This window comes from Klebsiella spallanzanii, assembly GCF_902158555.1.
Taxonomy (GTDB): domain Bacteria; phylum Pseudomonadota; class Gammaproteobacteria; order Enterobacterales; family Enterobacteriaceae; genus Klebsiella; species Klebsiella spallanzanii.
Window position 1 is genome coordinate 94132 of the sequence record NZ_CABGGS010000034.1, and the last position, 15287, is coordinate 109418.

At 55.1% G+C, this 15287-nt stretch carries 16 protein-coding genes; 10 read left to right on the forward strand and 6 right to left on the reverse strand.

The annotated features are described in order from the left end of the window. Positions 1-29 precede the first annotated feature (29 nt). Together FN082_RS18305 and FN082_RS18310 are read left to right on the forward strand one after the other, a co-directional pair. Entirely contained in the window at positions 30-203 is a 174-nt protein-coding gene (locus tag FN082_RS18305) for a GhoT/OrtT family toxin (RefSeq protein ID WP_139538156.1), read from the forward strand. A gap of 71 nt (positions 204-274) precedes the next feature. Further along, the gene (locus FN082_RS18310) at positions 275-1075 is read left to right on the forward strand and encodes an alpha/beta fold hydrolase (RefSeq protein WP_139538157.1); all 801 of its coding nucleotides are present in this window, start codon (positions 275-277) and stop codon (positions 1073-1075) included. Between the two features lie 3 nt (positions 1076-1078). Here FN082_RS18310 and FN082_RS18315 read toward each other — a convergent pair whose 3' ends face one another. After that, complete coding sequence (locus FN082_RS18315) at positions 1079-2512, reverse strand: aldehyde dehydrogenase (protein WP_142982072.1); 1434 nt, start codon at positions 2510-2512, stop codon at positions 1079-1081. A gap of 272 nt (positions 2513-2784) precedes the next feature. Here FN082_RS18315 and FN082_RS18320 point away from each other — a divergent pair, with 272 nt between their 5' ends. Next, positions 2785-4383 (forward strand): ABC transporter substrate-binding protein, encoded by a 1599-nt coding sequence (locus tag FN082_RS18320; protein ID WP_142982073.1) that lies wholly within the window; start codon positions 2785-2787, stop codon positions 4381-4383. 17 nt (positions 4384-4400) lie between these two features. Then, on the forward strand, positions 4401-4634 hold the full coding sequence (locus FN082_RS18325) for a DUF2526 family protein (protein ID WP_142461700.1): 234 nt from the start codon (positions 4401-4403) through the stop codon (positions 4632-4634). 7 nt (positions 4635-4641) lie between these two features. On the opposite strand, the gene FN082_RS18330 is transcribed toward FN082_RS18325, so the two are convergent. Together FN082_RS18330 and FN082_RS18335 are read right to left on the reverse strand one after the other, a co-directional pair. Beyond that, positions 4642-5091, reverse strand: a complete 450-nt coding sequence (locus FN082_RS18330; protein WP_139538161.1) for a DMT family transporter — start codon at positions 5089-5091, stop codon at positions 4642-4644. Then, positions 5088-5606, reverse strand: coding sequence for a GNAT family N-acetyltransferase (locus FN082_RS18335; protein WP_139538162.1), 519 nt, complete (start codon positions 5604-5606; stop codon positions 5088-5090). The genes FN082_RS18330 and FN082_RS18335 overlap by 4 nt, the downstream gene beginning before the upstream one ends. 161 nt (positions 5607-5767) lie before the next feature. On the opposite strand from FN082_RS18335, the gene FN082_RS18340 reads away from it, so the two are divergent. Beyond that, the gene (locus FN082_RS18340; RefSeq protein ID WP_139538163.1) at positions 5768-6343 is read left to right on the forward strand and encodes a helix-turn-helix domain-containing protein; all 576 of its coding nucleotides are present in this window, start codon (positions 5768-5770) and stop codon (positions 6341-6343) included. Positions 6344-6420: 77 nt separating this feature from the next. Beyond that, positions 6421-7458: an NADP-dependent oxidoreductase gene (locus FN082_RS18345; RefSeq protein ID WP_142982074.1), complete on the forward strand. Its 1038-nt coding sequence runs from the start codon at positions 6421-6423 to the stop codon at positions 7456-7458. A 48-nt stretch (positions 7459-7506) separates the two neighbouring features. On the opposite strand, the gene rihA is transcribed toward FN082_RS18345, so the two are convergent. Next, complete coding sequence (gene rihA, locus FN082_RS18350) at positions 7507-8442, reverse strand: pyrimidine-specific ribonucleoside hydrolase RihA (RefSeq protein ID WP_142461702.1); 936 nt, start codon at positions 8440-8442, stop codon at positions 7507-7509. Positions 8443-8730: 288 nt separating this feature from the next. Here rihA and FN082_RS18360 point away from each other — a divergent pair, with 288 nt between their 5' ends. Next, positions 8731-9030 (forward strand): DUF406 domain-containing protein, encoded by a 300-nt coding sequence (locus tag FN082_RS18360; RefSeq protein WP_139538167.1) that lies wholly within the window; start codon positions 8731-8733, stop codon positions 9028-9030. Between the two features lie 146 nt (positions 9031-9176). On the opposite strand, the gene pqqU is transcribed toward FN082_RS18360, so the two are convergent. After that, positions 9177-11288 (reverse strand): TonB-dependent receptor PqqU, encoded by a 2112-nt coding sequence (gene pqqU, locus FN082_RS18365; protein WP_185932131.1) that lies wholly within the window; start codon positions 11286-11288, stop codon positions 9177-9179. 261 nt (positions 11289-11549) lie between these two features. On the opposite strand from pqqU, the gene yncE reads away from it, so the two are divergent. Together yncE and FN082_RS18375 are read left to right on the forward strand one after the other, a co-directional pair. Continuing rightward, complete coding sequence (yncE, locus tag FN082_RS18370; RefSeq protein ID WP_142982076.1) at positions 11550-12611, forward strand: 7-bladed beta-propeller protein YncE; 1062 nt, start codon at positions 11550-11552, stop codon at positions 12609-12611. 140 nt (positions 12612-12751) lie between these two features. Next, positions 12752-12973, forward strand: coding sequence for a YgdI/YgdR family lipoprotein (locus FN082_RS18375; RefSeq protein WP_112216843.1), 222 nt, complete (start codon positions 12752-12754; stop codon positions 12971-12973). 45 nt (positions 12974-13018) lie between these two features. Here the strand turns inward: FN082_RS18375 and ansP are convergent, their stop codons facing one another. Continuing rightward, positions 13019-14479 carry an L-asparagine permease gene (gene ansP / locus FN082_RS18380; protein ID WP_142461703.1) on the reverse strand — a complete coding sequence of 487 codons (1461 nt, stop codon included), beginning with the start codon at positions 14477-14479 and terminating at the stop codon, positions 13019-13021. A 268-nt stretch (positions 14480-14747) separates the two neighbouring features. Between ansP and FN082_RS18385 the strand changes: the two genes are divergently transcribed. Beyond that, the gene (locus tag FN082_RS18385) at positions 14748-15287 is read left to right on the forward strand and encodes an AAA family ATPase (protein WP_142982077.1); all 540 of its coding nucleotides are present in this window, start codon (positions 14748-14750) and stop codon (positions 15285-15287) included.

Consider the following 15287-nt stretch of genomic DNA (forward strand, 5'->3'; position numbering starts at 1 on the left):
AAATGCTTATCAGGGAAGGAAGAAGAAAAATGACTTTATACCAGAAAATGCTTGTTTTTTATGCGGTTATGGGTTGTATCTGCGCCGTAATAAGCTGGTTCTTAACTAAAGAGAGCCGCTGGGTCCGCCTGCTGGCGGCGTTGCTGATTGGTGCAACCTGGCCGTTCAGTTTTCCGATGGCGCTGCTGGTCTCGTTGTTCTGATTTAAAAATGGGTAGTCAAGGTTACGTGATGACTGTATAAAAAAACAGTTATCACTAACGGATGCTATTCGATGAACAGTTTTTATTCCTCTGAGGCTGGCGCTACCGTGCGTTGGCTCGATCTGCCCGGTGAGGGTGAACCCATCGTGTTTATCCACGGTCTGGGCTGCGCCTCTACCTATGACTATCCTCGCGTTGCCGCGGACCCGGCGCTGGTTGGGCGGCGCACGATTCTTGTCGATTTACCCGGTTACGGATACAGCGATAAACCTCAGCCCTTCGGCTACCGCACAAGCGATCAGGCCAAAGTAGTGGTCGAGCTGCTGGATCACTTATCGCTGACACGCTGCTATTTATATGGTCACAGCATGGGCGGCAGCATTGCGATAGAAGCGGCGGAACTCCTCGCTGAACGAGTGCTGGGATTGTTGGTGGCCGAGCCTAATTTGTATCCTGGCGGCGGAATGTATAGCAGGCGCATCGCCGAGCAAACGGAAGAACGCTTTATTCATTGTGGCTATGCACAGATGTTGTCGTCAGAAACCTCTCCGTGGGCAGGCTGTTTGCAAAATAGCGCCCCCTGGGCGGTATGGCGCGGTGCGACCTGTCTGGTGAAGGGCGTTAATCCCGGCTGGTTTACGCGATTTATCAATTTATCCTGCGCGAAAGCCCTGATTTACGGCGAGCTTTCTCTTCCGGCCCGTGAGGCGAGTGATGTTTCGGCCCGAGGGATCCCGCTGTTTATCGTGCCCCTGGCAGGGCACTCAATGGCATGGGAAAACCCATCAGCGCTGGCCCGAACGGTGGCCGAATTTTACTTTAGCGCTGAGGCAGAACGTCAGATTAACGATGTGGTCTTCAATAAGCCGTGAGGCTTAAAACGGTAGCTCACGCGCGAGCGTTTGCAGCGTTATCCAGCGTAATTCGGTAAATTCGGCAATCCCCGCGCGTCCGCCAAAACGGCCATAGCCTGACGATTTGCAGCCGCCGAACGGCATTTGAGCTTCATCGTGCACTGTGGGGCCGTTGATATGGCAAATGCCGGTTTGTAGATTTTGCGCCAGGTTCCATGCCCGGGCGCTGTCCCGACTGTAGACCGCTGATGAGAGACCATATTCACTTTCGTTGGCGACGGCCAGCGCTTCCGTTTCATCCTGAACGCGAATAATCGATTTCACCGGGCCAAAGGACTCTTCACGCCAGATGCGCATCTCTCGGGTCACACCATCCAGCAGCGTGGCGCGCATTTGCGTTGAACTGGCCGTGCCGCCGGTTAACAAGCGCGCGCCTTTTGCCAGCGCATCTTCAATTAACGCGTTGCAGCGGGCTACGGTTTTCATATCCACTACCGGGCCGAGAAGGCCGGCGGGCAGGGCTGCGGCCCGCCTGGCCAGCAGAGAGACAAATTCGTCAGCGATGGCGTTATCAACGATGATTCGCTCGGTCGACATACAGATTTGCCCGGCATTGGCGAATGCGCCAAAAATTGCGCCTGCCGCTGCCTGCTCGAGGTCGGCGTCATCCAGTACCAGCAGCGGCGCTTTGCCACCCAGCTCAAGCACCGCCGGTTTCAGATGTTCGCCGCAGGTGCGGGCGATAATTCTTCCCACCGGCGTCGAACCCGTGAAGTTGATACGGCGCACGGCGGGATGGGCAATCAGTGATTCTACCAGCGCAGGCGCGTCAGCGGGGGCGCAGGTCAGATAGTTAACCACCCCTGCGGGAAAGCCCGCCGCCGCCAGGGCATCGATAATCAGCCCCTGGCTTGCCGGTGAGAGTTCTGCGCCCTTGAGAATCACCGTATTGCCGCAGGCCAGCGGCGTGGCGATAGCGCGGGTCGCGAGGATTAACGGCGCGTTCCACGGCGCGATACCGAGCACCACGCCAGCCCCCTGACGGATCCCCATCGCCAGGTTTCCCGGCAGGTTGGATGGGATAACTTGTCCCTCGATTTGCGTGGTCAACGCGGCGGCTTCGCGCAGGATATCGGCGGCCAGATGAACGTTAAAACCGGCCCAGTGGGCGGTAGCACCGGTTTCTGCCGCCATCGCGGCAATAAATTTAGCCTCACGGCGCAGCATCTCCTCTGCGGCTTCCAGCAGCAAGCGTCGCCGCTCGGCGGGTACCGTTTCCCGCCATTGCAGGAAAGCCGCGGCCGCTGTATCTGCGCAGTGCCGGGCGTCATTCTGGCTTGCGGCACTGGCAACGGAGGCCGTCTCTTCCGTTAGCGGGTTGCGGCGGGTAAAGGTGGCGTGATTTTCGGCATCGTGCCACTGACCATTGGTGTACAGATTGCAGGTTATTGTCATTGTAAGCGTCTCCTGACGTTGCGTTTTTTCCGAGTGTATCGGTTTCCATCGCCTCCAGGAGGGCACGGGGCGGTTATCGCCCTCTTTTTTCCTAACCTTTCGCAGTCCTCACATTTATTGGTGAAATTGATGATGAAAAAAACGGCTGATGTTGAATTAATCGGCTAAAACGCAGTATTTAGCATAACCTGATAGCAATTGATTATTTGCCGGTTGAATGTACCTGTGCTGTTATTAAGGCTCTTATAACAATATTCATAAGGCTTATAACCATGTCTACAGGGAAAACGCTTCTTGCGCTGGCGTTGAGCGCGCTATTGCCAGCGGCAAGTGCCTGGGCGGCGGGGAACGATACGCTTGTTTATTGCTCCGAAGCTTCACCAGAATCTTTCAACCCGCAGATTGCCAGCTCCGGCCCATCCTTCGTTGCCAGTTCACAGGTGCTTTATAACCGCCTGATCAACTTTGATCCGGTCAAAAATACGCCGATTCCGTCACTGGCGACCGAATGGACCGTTTCCCCGGATGGTAAAACCTGGACTTTCACCCTGCGCAAGGGCGTACAGTTCAACAGCAACAAATACTTCAAGCCGACCCGCGATTTCAACGCCGATGATGTGCTGTTCTCGGTACTGCGTCAGAAGGATGAGAAACACCCGTACCATAATGTTTCTCAAGGGAGTTATGAATATTTCCACGACGTTGGGCTGGATAAGCTGATTAAAGAAGTCAAAAAGATCGATGACTACCACGTTCAGTTTGTGCTGAACGAGCCAAACGCGGCCTTCCTCGCCGACTGGGGAATGGATTTTGCGTCGATTCTTTCTGCCGAATATGGCGAGGCGATGCTGAAAAAAGGCACGCCGGAGTATGTTGATACCTGGCCAATCGGTACGGGGCCTTACGCGCTACAACAGTATAAAGTGGACTCGTTGATCCGCTATATCGCCAATCCGCATTACTGGGATGGCGAAGTGCCGACTAAGCACCTGATTTTCTCCATCACGCCAAACGTTGAGACGCGTCTGGCGAAGCTGCAAACCAATGAATGCCAGATTATTCCCGCGCCGTCGCCGGTACAGTTCCCGGTGATTAAAAGCAATAAAGACCTGGCCCTGCACTCGGTGGAGGCGCTCAACGTCGGCTATCTGGCGTTTAATACGGAGAAAAAGCCGTTTGATAATGTCCTGGTGCGTCAGGCGCTAAATTATGCAACAGACAAACAGGCGATCGTTAAAGCGGTTTTCCTGGACTCCGGTAGCGTGGCGAAATCACCAATTCCGGCCAATATGCTCGGTTACAAGAAAGATCTGCCGGATTACGGCTATGACCCGCAAAAAGCGAAAGAGTTGCTCAAGCAGGCCGGACTGGAAAAGGGCGCGGAAGTGACCTTGTGGTCGATGCCGGTGCAGCGTCCGTACAACCCCAATTCACGTCGTATTGCCGAGATGATCCAGAATGACTGGAGCAAGGTCGGCATTAAAGCCAAAATCGTCACTTACGAGTGGGGTGAATATCTTTCCGGGATGCGTAAAGGTGAGCACGACGGCGCGCTATTTGGCTGGATGTCTGACAACGGCGATCCGGACAACTTCGCCGGTACCTTGCTAAGCTGCGACAACATTAAAACCGGCTCTAACGTCGCCCGCTGGTGTGATAAATCCTACGATGCGCTGGTGAAAAAGGCTATCCTGGTGAGCGACCCGCAGGAGCGCGCGAAGCTGTATGGTCAGGCGCAGGAGATTTTTTATCAGCAGGCCCCGTGGATAACTCTGGCGACCGGGAAAACCTTCTACGCAACGCGCAGCAACGTCAGTGGCTATAGCGTGAGTCTGATGGGCAGCGATTTTTCCAAAGTAAAACTGAATTAAGCCGCAAGGAGAAAAGAATGCTACATCTGGATGAAGTGATCGCCCGCGTGGATGCCACGATTGCGGAAGGCGTCATTACCCATATGAATGAACTGCTGATCGCGCTGAGCGATGACGCTGAGCTGGGACGCGAAGAGCGCTATGCTCAGCAGCAGCGTCTGCGAAATGCTATCGCTCATCATGGTCGCCAGCAGCATGAAGAGCAGGAAGCGCGCCGCGAGCAGTTGACCCGTGGCGGCGAAATTCATTAAATCGCTGTTAAAACTGGCGTCTGGCCACCAGCCAGGCGCCTATCACCAGCATTACCGCGCCGCACAATGGGCCAATCAGGGCGCGAACCGGCACGTCGTGCGCACGGATCAGATCAATCACCAGCCCGCCAACCAGCTGGCTGGCAATCAATACCGCAATGGTGGTTGCCGCCCCGACGTTTTGGTAGCCGCTGATGCTGGCAAAAACAAAGAACGACCCCAGAAGGCCGGGAATGAGTGTCCACCACTTCACGCTGCCCGCCAGCTCCTGAAAGCCCGCAGCGCCGTGCTTCAGCATCAGAATCGTCACAAAAATCACGATACCGACCAGCGAGTTAAGCAGCATAGCGATAAGAATGGTAGAAGCGGATTGGGTAATCCGCACCATCAGCGTGTTTTGTAGCACCAGCCCAACACCCGCGGCAATTAAACAGGCCAGGGTCAGCGTCTGATTCATGCGCTACCGTCCGGATCGCGGCGATCGTCGAGCTGCAATTGCATAAACGTCAGATCCAGCCAGCGGCCAAATTTAGTCCCTACCTGCGGCATGCGTCCGGTGGTGATGAAGCCCAGGGTTTCATGCAGATGCAAAGAGGCCTGATTCTGTGCTTCGATGCCGGCCACCATGACGTGTTTATTTAATCGTTTGGCTTCCGCGATTAACGCAACCAGCAGGCTGCGGCCCAGACCTTTACCCTGATGCTCGGGATGAACATAAACCGAATGCTCGACGGTATGGCGGAAGCCGTCAAAGGCGCGCCAGTCGCCAAAGGAAGAGTAGCCGGTAATAACGCCGTTTTCTTCACTGACCAGCACCGGATATCCGGCAAACTGCCGGGCTTCAAACCAGGCAATGCGGTTGTCGGTATCGACGGTTTTGTCGTTCCAGATAGCGGCAGTATGAACGACCGCATGGTTGTAGATTTCAGCGATTGCGGCGCAATCGTCTTTGCTGGCATAGCGGATGCTCATGGCAAACCTCAAACGTTTGTACACTATAGTAGTACGATATTATTACAATAATGTACGCAGGGCTGTCATCTGCTTTGGTCATAATATTTTATTATGTCGCGCTATACCGCTCGCTGCGACCCGCTTGTTGCTGCCAGATTCATACACTATAGTGTCACGATATGAATACTTTAGAAGACAACCTTAACCAACGCATCAGCGCGCGCATCCGCATCGAACGGGAATCCCGTGGCTGGTCGCTGAGTGAACTGGCCGAACGAGCGGGGGCATCGCGGGCGATGATCCACAAGATCGAGCGCGGTGAAAGCAGCCCCACGGCGTCAATGCTCGGGCGATTATCCGGCGCATTTGGCATCAGCATGTCGACGCTGATCGCCAGGGCTGAGATGCAGGAAGGCAAACTACTGCGTTTTGCTAATCAGCCGGTGTGGCACGATCCGCAGAGCCACTATCTGCGCCGTCACGTTTCACCGCGCAGTGATTTGCCTATCGACCTGGTGCAGGTTGAGCTTCCCGCCGGAAGCGATATTCCGATGCCTGCGGCGTCTTACGCGCTGGCCAGGCAGCTTATCTGGCTACAGCAAGGTGAACTGGTGTTTGTCGAAGGCAACACGCGCCACGAGATGCAGGCGGGGGATTGCCTGGAACTGGGGCCACCTAACGACTGCCGCTTCATTAACGAAACAACGCAATCTTGCGTTTATCTGGTTGTTCGACTTAATCAATCTGCCTCTTAGATAGGCTCTTAATGTCAATGCGCGTTGCCGGGAAAACAGCTAGCCTCAGTACAGACTTGTCAAAAGAGGAGTTTGTTATGGCTTTTAATCTGCAACGCCATCGCCGCTGGCTGTTGGCGTCTCGCCCGCACGGCGAGCCAACCGGGGAAAACTTCCGCCTGGAAGAGGGCGAGGTCGCATCTCCGGGCCCCGGACAAATACTGCTGCGCACCGTCTTTCTGTCATTAGATCCCTATATGCGCGGACGCATGAGCGATGCGCCATCTTACTCACCGCCGGTGGCTATTGGCGCGGTGATGGTGGGCGGTACCGTGAGCCGCGTCGTGACCTCTCATCATGCTGATTTTCAGCCCGGCGACTGGGTGCTGGGCTACGGCGGCTGGCAGGATTATGAACTTTCTGACGGCAGCGGGCTGGTGAAGTTAGGCGCTAATCCTGAACATCCTTCCTGGGCGTTAGGTATCCTCGGAATGCCGGGCTTTACCGCCTATATGGGCCTGCTGGATATTGGTCAGCCGAAAGCGGGTGAAACGCTGGTGGTCGCCGCCGCGACCGGGCCGGTCGGCGCGACGGTCGGGCAGATAGCGAAGCTGAAAGGTTGCCGCACGGTGGGCATTGCCGGCGGCAGCGAGAAGTGCCGCTATGCGGTTGAAACCTTAGGGTTCGACGTGTGTATCGATCACCGGGCGCCTGATTTTGCCGTCAAGCTGCTCGAAGCCTGCCCGCAAGGGATCGACATCTATTATGAGAACGTCGGCGGGAAAGTTTTCGATGAAGTTCTGCCGCTGTTAAACACCTCTGCGCGCGTCCCGGTTTGCGGTCTGGTCAGCGGCTACAACGCCACCGCGCTGCCCGACGGCCCGGATCGTCTGCCGCTGCTGATGGCAACAATCCTGAAAAAGCGCATTCGGATGCAGGCCTTTATTATCGGCCAGGATTACGGCCACCGCATTGCGGAGTTCCAGCAGGAGATGGGGCGCTGGGTGCAGGAAGGCAAAATCAAATACCGTGAGCAGGTCGTCGACGGCCTTGAGCACGCGCCGCAGGCGCTCATCGGCCTGCTGAAGGGCGAGAACTTCGGTAAAGTGGTGGTTCGCGTTTCGCCTGACGAGTAACGTATTTCCCGGCGGGCAGTAGTGCCCACCGGGATTTATGATGACGATTTACGCGTAGAATTCCAGCCGTTCGGCCAGCAGGTCAACAAACGCCTGGCGGTCAACGTCGAGCATCACCGTAGCATTTGGTTTCTTACCGGTCAGGTTGTAGAAATCGACCACCGTCATCCCTTGAGTGTATTTCCCCTGCGTTTCCACGCCGACCCAACGTTCAACGGTGGTGAAAATCTCCGGCTTAAGCAGCCAGGCAACGGTGCAGGGATCATGCAGCGGCGCACCGACGAAGCCCCATTTTTCATCCTTATGGTACTCAAGGAAGAAATCGAGCAGTTCGGCAACGATAGTGGATATCGGGTTGCCGATACGGCGGAAACGCTCAATATCTTCAACATGAATTTGCGCTTTATGGGTGACGTCTAATCCCGCCATCACGACCGGAATGCCGGACTGGAAAACAATCTCCGCTGCTTCCGGGTCGACGTAGATATTAAATTCGACAGCCGGTTGCCAGTTACCCAGCACCATCGCGCCGCCCATAATCACAATACGGGCGATTTTGGCATGCAGCTCAGGATGACTGTTAAGCAACAGAGCAACGTTGGTTTGCGGTCCGGTGGCGACAATAGTGACCGGCTCGGCGCTTTCGCGCAGCGTTTTGGCCATCAGCTCGACGGCGGTACAACGTTGTGCGGCAAAGCCAGGCTCCGGCAGCGCCGGGCCATCAAGTCCGCTTTCACCATGCACGTTATCGGCGATGATAAGCTCCCGCATCAATGGCTTCAGCGCGCCACCGGCTACCGGAATATCCGAGCGTTTAAGCAGGGTGAGCATCCGCAGCACGTTGCGCAGCGTTTTGTCCGGCGTCTGGTTTCCGGCGGAAGACGTTACGGCTTTCACATCAAGCTCGGGTGAAGCGAGGGCAAGAACGAGGGCAATCGCGTCATCATGACCCGGATCGCAATCGATAATCACTGGCAGTGCCATGGCAGCTCCTTATTGGCGTTATTTTGTGAGAAGGGTAACGCTATAAAGCGAGATAAACGAGACAGAGCGCAGAATAGTGTGATGGTGTGCACGATTGATCGCGGTGGCGTGAGATTTTACCGACGCAGTGTTTTATCAACGCGCAATCGCGATTTCGCTATGCGAGGGCGCAAGGAGATGATTCACTCGGCGGTATATAATTCCAGCTAACTAATCCATACGAATTTTAATGGTTTGCTTTTCCGTTAACGGATTCTTATCCTGATAGAAACTCAAGAGGTTATCGTTATGAAAGATGTTGTAGATAAATGCAGTACCAAAGGTTGCGCCATTGACGTTGGATCTATCATTGATAATGAAGATTGCGTTTACCATGTGGCTAAAAATTTCCCTTCGCGGGAGGATGCGGAATCAATTGTCGCACTCTTGCGTGAACGCGCTACCGCCGCTACGCCCGCCAGCGAGCCGCCGCAGGTCGATTACAGCATTGAGGCCGCAGGTGATGAGGTGAAGCTGGACGCTTCTATTGCCTTCTCCTGCCAGGCGGAAAAGATTATTTTCGAGTTGTCCTTGAGAAACGTTATTTAAGACAAACTGCGCGTTTCTGAAATTGCCCGGTAGCGGCTAGCGCCTTACCGGGCCTACGCGCCGGGTTTGACTTTCGTAGGTCGTGCAAGGCGTCAGCCGCCTCCCGGCAGAAACGCAGAATTTTGTTGAGGCAGCAAACTTACGCGTTACTCAAATCGCCATGCCAGATTCAAGCCGATACCGTAATTGCGGCCCGGTGCCGGTTCGTAGTAACGACCGTTGGATTCGTTAACGATAACCGAGCCCGCGTAGCGACGGTCAAACAGGTTATCAACGCGGCCAAACAGATCCATATCCATCTTACCATAGCTCCACTTATAGCCAGTCGTCAGGCCGACCACCGTCCATGAAGGCGCTTTGGCGGTGTTTTCGTCGTTAGCCATAATATCGCTCATATAGCGAATATCGCTGCCTGCGTACCAGCCTTTTTCGGGCTGATAGCCGAAGGACGCGTAGCCCATGTTGCGGGCGATCCCCGGAATACGATTGCCTTTACAACTACTCTCGTCGCAGACGTTAGTGCGATAGGTCGCATCCAGCCAGGTCCAGGCGGCTTTTAAACGCCAGCTGTCGCCAAACTGCTGATCCAGCCCCAGTTCCATCCCCTGACGACGCGTTTTACCGGCGTTTTTATAGCTGGTACGTCCGCCGCTGCTGGCGTCGACGACAATCTCATTATCGGTATCGGTCTGGAACAGCGCGGCGGTTAGCAGACCGTTGCCAATACGCGCCTTGCTGCCAATTTCAACGGTTTCGTTGGTCGATGGTTGCAGGCCAAAGTTCAGGCCACCCTGGTCGCCGGAACGGTAGGAGAGTTCATTAATTGTCGGCGTTTCGAAGCCGCGACCGGCGGAAACGTAAACATTCCACGCGTCGGTTAACGCATACTTTAAGGAGCCCGCCGGTAACCATTTGTGATAGCTGGCGTCTCCGCTGTCATCGCCGTTACCAGGAGTAATGTAGTAATCGTTTGAATCGAACCACACCGAGCTATAGCGAACCCCTGCATCAAGCGAGAGTTTCCCGGTGAGCTGCCACTGGGTTTGCAGATAGGGATCGATGTTCCACATCAGATTACGTTCATTGCGGCGCAGGTCACCTTTTTCACCGTACTGCGGCGCGCCGTTGCTCATCACAAAGTTTTCATAACCTTTGCGGCGCTCGCTCATGGTTTCGTAATCAAGACCGGTCGTAAAGGTCACCGGCACCAGCAGCTCGCCGCGATGGGTCCAGCGGGTATCAATCCCCTGATAGTGGCGCGTCAGGTCTATCACGCCACCGGCATGAGTTGGTTTGAGCTGCGGGGCGCGGGGAATCGACTGGTACTGCGTGGTTTCACGCTCGCCGGCGTACATCATCACGCTCAGATCGTCCTGCTCGCTTAGCTGTCGCTCATAGCGTAAACCGGCCTGAGTCTGTTTAATGGTTTTACGGGTATTGTATTGATCGCCCCTTGGCGACTGGCGCGGATTATTTTGCCACTCGTCATAGCTCAGGCCACCCGCGTCATTAGCTTTAATATCCACGCTATTAAATAGCAGGGTCAGCTTGCTAACGTCGTTAATACGCACGCCCAGCTTAGCGTTAGCCAGATTCTTACGTGCGCCGCTGTGGTCGCGAGAGCCGTGGGTGGTGAAGCGGTTGGTCGAAACGACATAGTCCACATCGCCAGCATGGCTGCCGTCGCCGACCGCGCCGGTCGCCTTCATGCCGTAATGCCAGGTGCCGAAACTACCGTAATAGCTGCTGGCTTCAATGGTCGGCGGCTGGCTGCCGGTCTGGCTGGTGGCGTTAATCACTCCGCCGGAGGAGTTTCCGTACAGCGCGGAAAACGGTCCGCGCAATACTTCGAGTGAGTCGAGGCTGCCAATGTCAATATTCGAGGTTTGCCCCTGACCATCGGGCATAGTGGCCGGAATACCGTCGACGTAAATTCGCAGCCCGCGTACGCCGTAGGTGGAGCGGGAGCCGAAGCCGCGAATAGAAAGCTGCAGGTCCTGCGCATAGTTTTGTCGGTTCTGTACCTGAAGCCCAGGTACCGCGCCCAGCGATTCGGAAAGGTTTACTCGCGGCGCGGCCTGGCGCATCTCATCGCCGTTAACCACGCTGACGGCGGCAGGGGTATCGAGTTCAGAAACCGCAGATGGTACGGCGGTGACCACCATGGTTTGTTCAGCGGCGATAGCGGTTGGCGCAGTGGAAATAAGCGGCAGAAGCAGGGCGGGGAGTGCGACGGCGCGCACGGAAAGGATTTTCATCAAAGTTACTCGCAAAACGAACCAAACGGAACATATGTATATATGTTAACTCTTTTGTAAATTTTTTGAAAAGATTTAACGGAACTTGAGTTAACAAATAGCAAGAATTGCGTGATCGCCGGGCCACTAAACGCAATTAACTCTCCACATTGCGATAAATAATGATTACTATTCGCATTCCAAGAGTAGCGCAAAGCAATGATTTTGCGCCACGGAAGCACTGTCGAGCAGGCATATACTGTTTTATCAAAGGGAGTCGTCATGTCATTACGTCATCTGTCCGCGCCGCGTTTGCGCCGTTCACTGTTGTTAACTTCGTTGCTGCTGGCGGGGAGCTTCAGCGCTCACGCGGCGGAAGAAATGCTGCGCAAGGCCGTTGGCAAGGGCGCATACGAAATGGCTTATAGCCAGCAGGAGAATGCGTTGTGGGTAGCCACTTCGCAAAGCCGTTCGCTGGATAAAGGCGGCATTGTTTACCGTCTCGATCCGATGACTCTTGAAGTGACCCAGATTATTCACAACGATCTGAAACCGTTTGGCGCCACTATCAACAATGCAACCCAGACTCTGTGGTTTGGTAACACTACCGACAGCACCGTGACGGCTATTGATGCCAAAACCGGCAAAGTGAAAGGGCGCCTGGTGCTGGATCCTCGCGAGCGTAGTGAAACCGTGCGCCCGCTGGCTCCGCGCGAGCTGGCGGTCAACGAGAAAACCAATACCGTCTATATCACCGGTTTGGGTAAAGAGAGCGTGATCTGGGTGGTGGATGGCGACAAGCTGACCCTGAAAGACACCATTGCCAACACCGGTGCGATGGCGACGGGGCTGGCGGTAGACGCGGAAGCCAACCGTATCTACACCACCAACGCCGATGGTGAGTTGCTGACTATCGACAGTAGCAGCAACAAGATCCTGTCGCGCAAAAAGCTGCAGGATGATGGCAAAGAGCACTTCTATCTGAACCTGAGCCTGGACACTGCGGGTCACCGCGCCTTTATCACCGATGGCAAACAGCCGGAAGTGCTGGTGGTTGACATTCGCGACGGCAAAGTACTGGAGAAAATCGCCGCGCCGGAATCTCTGGCCGTGCTGTTTAACCCGACCCGCAATGAAGCTTACGTGACCCACCGTAAAGCCGGTGAAGTGAGCGTGATTGATGGCAAGACCTATAAAGTGGTCAAAACCTTCAAGACTCCGACTCACCCGAATAGCCTGACGCTTTCCGCAGATGGTAAAACGCTGTACGTCAGCGTGAAGCAGGAGTCGACTCGTCAGAAAGAAGCAACCCAGCCGGATGACGTTATTCGTATCGCGCTATAATCTTCTCAGGAGGGGGCAACCCCTCCTGCTTGCCTGTATCACCCTCTGTTACAAACACTTATTAGCCGGATAAATGTAATGGCTATACACTTAAGACTTTCCTGCATTAGCGGGACGGTGGCATTAATCCTGGAGAAAAGATGAAAAAATCATTAATGGTCGTGTGTGCTGGCGCGATGCTGGCTCTTCTGGCGGGCTGTAGCTCGAACTATGTGATGACGACGAAAAGTGGGCAAACCATTGTGACGCAGGGCAAGCCGAAGCTGGATAAAGATACCGGCATGACCAGCTATACCGATGAGTCAGGCAACCAGCGCCAGATCAACAGCAGCGATGTCGCTCAACTGGTGGAAGACAACTAAGGGTTGTCATCGCGGTTTGCCCGCTGGGGCAAACCGCAAAGTGATTTACAGCTGTTTTTCGATATTCGGCGCGGTGCTATGAATATCATGCACGCGTTTACGCACGCCAAACCAGCCGGCTACCAGCAGCACGGCAATCAGCGGAATCGAACCGATGGTATAAGTGCCATTGGGATAGTCGAAAGCCATTAACACCAGCACGCTCAGCAGGAACAGCAGAGTCAGCCACGACGTGAATGGCGCGCCCGGCATCTTGAAGCTGACGTCCGCCGCTTTCCCTTCCTTGATGGCCTTACGCAGGCGCATCTGGCACACCACGATAAAGCCCCACGAAGCGATAATCCCCAGCGAAGCAACGTTCAGGACAATCTCGAATACCTGCGAAGGTACCAGATAGTTAAGGAATACTCCGACCACATACACTGCCAGCGTCGCCAGAATCCCGGCATAGGGCACGTGATGACGGCTCATTTTCGACATAAACTTTGGTGCGGAACCGCCCATCGACATGGAGCGCAGAATACGCCCGGTGCAGTAGAGCCCGGAGTTAAGGCTGGAGAGCGCGGCGGTTAACACCACAATATTCATCATGCTGCCGATATACGGTACGCCCAGCTTCGAGAAGAAGGTAACGAACGGACTCTGACCTGCCTGATAGGCATTCCACGGCAGCAGCAGAACCAGCAGCAGCACCGAGCCCACATAGAACAGGCCGATACGCCAGATAACGCTGTTAATCGCGCGCGGCACCATGGTCTGCGGGTCTTTACACTCGCCTGCGGCGGTACCAACCAGTTCGATAGAGGCGAAGGCGAAGACTACGCCCTGCACCAGCACCAGCGCGGGCAACAGGCCATGAGGGAACAGACCGCCGTTGTCGGTAATCAGGTGGAAACCGGTGGTATTGCCGTCCAGCGGCTTGCCGCTGCCGAGGAAAATCGTCCCCACCACCAGAAACGCCACGATCGCCAGTACTTTTATCAGCGCGAACCAGAACTCCATCTCGGCGAACCATTTTACGCCAATCATGTTCATGGTACCGACAATCGCCAGCGCGCCGAGGGCAAAGACCCACTGCGGAACGTCGCCAAACGCGCCCCAGTAGTGCATATACAGCGCGACGGCAGTGATATCGACAATCCCGGTCATCGCCCAGTTGATAAAGTACATCCAGCCCGCGACATAGGCCGCTTTTTCGCCGAGGAATTCACGAGCGTAGGAGACGAAGCTACCGCTGGAAGGGCGGTGAAGCACCAGTTCGCCCAGCGCGCGTAAAATAAAGAACGAAAAGAGGCCGCAGACCAGATAAACCAGCGCCAGGGCAGGCCCGGCCATCTGTAAGCGCGCGCCCGCGCCGAGGAACAAACCGGTACCGATGGCGCCGCCGATGGCTATCATCTGCACCTGACGATTGCCCATCGCTTTGTGATAGCCGGACTCCTGCGAGTTTAGCCAGTGGCGCTTTGCAGCATGCTGCTCCGCCACGCTAGAGTGTTTCGTATTCATTGATGTCGCTATTTTCCTGTCAATGTCCATGAGTGGTTCGTCATGCCGGTTCTCCCATCATTCTGATGAATGAGATAAACGGGCATGGCGGAGAATCCTACACGTATCGCAAAATGGACGCACGTAAAACATTAGTGGACAGCACTTGCTTAAATATCAATGAGATCGGTTGATTTATGGCGCAGAATAATAACCAAAGAATTTTGCTCATTATTTTTACCGTTATTACGCTATGATCCTCAGCCCGCGTTTCGCCCGAGAGACAACGATGAAAATCAACGTAGTAGGGACCAGCGGCGTCGGCAAATCTACCCTTGCGCGTCGCCTGGCCCAGGAACTGTCACTGCCTTATATTGAAATGGACGTGCTCTACTGGATGCCCGAGTGGCAAGGGACGCCGGATGAGGCGTTCTACGCTAAGCTTGCCGCCGCGCTTGCCGCACCCGGCTGGGTGCTGGATGGCAACTATAACCGCAGCCGCCCGGTCAAATGGCGCGACGTGGATATGGTGGTGTGGGTGGATTACAGTTTCTGGCGCACTTTCCGCCAGGCGGTATGGCGTGCTGCATCCCGCGCAAGCCGACGGCAGGAGCTGTGGCCCGGCACCGGTAATTGCGAAACCTTCCGTCGCTCTTTCTTTAGTCGGGAATCCATTATTCTCTGGACCATGAAAACCTGGCGTAACAATCGTCGCCGTTACCTGGCAGATATGCACGATCCGCAGTATCAGCACATTCGCTTTGTGCGTTTGCGCAACCAACAGCAGACCGAGTCGTTAGTGCGAGAACTTCGACAGCACAGCCGATAA

What these genes read in the sequence shown, in the direction of transcription:
- FN082_RS18335 (WP_139538162.1), bottom strand. Translation starts at nt 5,606, where the DNA reads ATGAGCATCCGCTATGCCAGCAAAGACGATTGCGCCGCAATCGCTGAA.
- yncE (WP_142982076.1), top strand. Translation starts at nt 11,550, where the DNA reads ATGTCATTACGTCATCTGTCCGCGCCGCGTTTGCGCCGTTCACTGTTG.
- ansP (WP_142461703.1), bottom strand. Translation starts at nt 14,479, where the DNA reads ATGAATACGAAACACTCTAGCGTGGCGGAGCAGCATGCTGCAAAGCGC.
- FN082_RS18325 (WP_142461700.1), top strand. Translation starts at nt 4,401, where the DNA reads ATGCTACATCTGGATGAAGTGATCGCCCGCGTGGATGCCACGATTGCG.
- FN082_RS18385 (WP_142982077.1), top strand. Translation starts at nt 14,748, where the DNA reads ATGAAAATCAACGTAGTAGGGACCAGCGGCGTCGGCAAATCTACCCTT.
- FN082_RS18330 (WP_139538161.1), bottom strand. Translation starts at nt 5,091, where the DNA reads ATGAATCAGACGCTGACCCTGGCCTGTTTAATTGCCGCGGGTGTTGGG.
- FN082_RS18305 (WP_139538156.1), top strand. Translation starts at nt 30, where the DNA reads ATGACTTTATACCAGAAAATGCTTGTTTTTTATGCGGTTATGGGTTGT.
- FN082_RS18310 (WP_139538157.1), top strand. Translation starts at nt 275, where the DNA reads ATGAACAGTTTTTATTCCTCTGAGGCTGGCGCTACCGTGCGTTGGCTC.
- FN082_RS18345 (WP_142982074.1), top strand. Translation starts at nt 6,421, where the DNA reads ATGGCTTTTAATCTGCAACGCCATCGCCGCTGGCTGTTGGCGTCTCGC.
- rihA (WP_142461702.1), bottom strand. Translation starts at nt 8,442, where the DNA reads ATGGCACTGCCAGTGATTATCGATTGCGATCCGGGTCATGATGACGCG.
- FN082_RS18315 (WP_142982072.1), bottom strand. Translation starts at nt 2,512, where the DNA reads ATGACAATAACCTGCAATCTGTACACCAATGGTCAGTGGCACGATGCC.
- FN082_RS18375 (WP_112216843.1), top strand. Translation starts at nt 12,752, where the DNA reads ATGAAAAAATCATTAATGGTCGTGTGTGCTGGCGCGATGCTGGCTCTT.
- pqqU (WP_185932131.1), bottom strand. Translation starts at nt 11,288, where the DNA reads ATGAAAATCCTTTCCGTGCGCGCCGTCGCACTCCCCGCCCTGCTTCTG.
- FN082_RS18340 (WP_139538163.1), top strand. Translation starts at nt 5,768, where the DNA reads ATGAATACTTTAGAAGACAACCTTAACCAACGCATCAGCGCGCGCATC.
- FN082_RS18360 (WP_139538167.1), top strand. Translation starts at nt 8,731, where the DNA reads ATGAAAGATGTTGTAGATAAATGCAGTACCAAAGGTTGCGCCATTGAC.
- FN082_RS18320 (WP_142982073.1), top strand. Translation starts at nt 2,785, where the DNA reads ATGTCTACAGGGAAAACGCTTCTTGCGCTGGCGTTGAGCGCGCTATTG.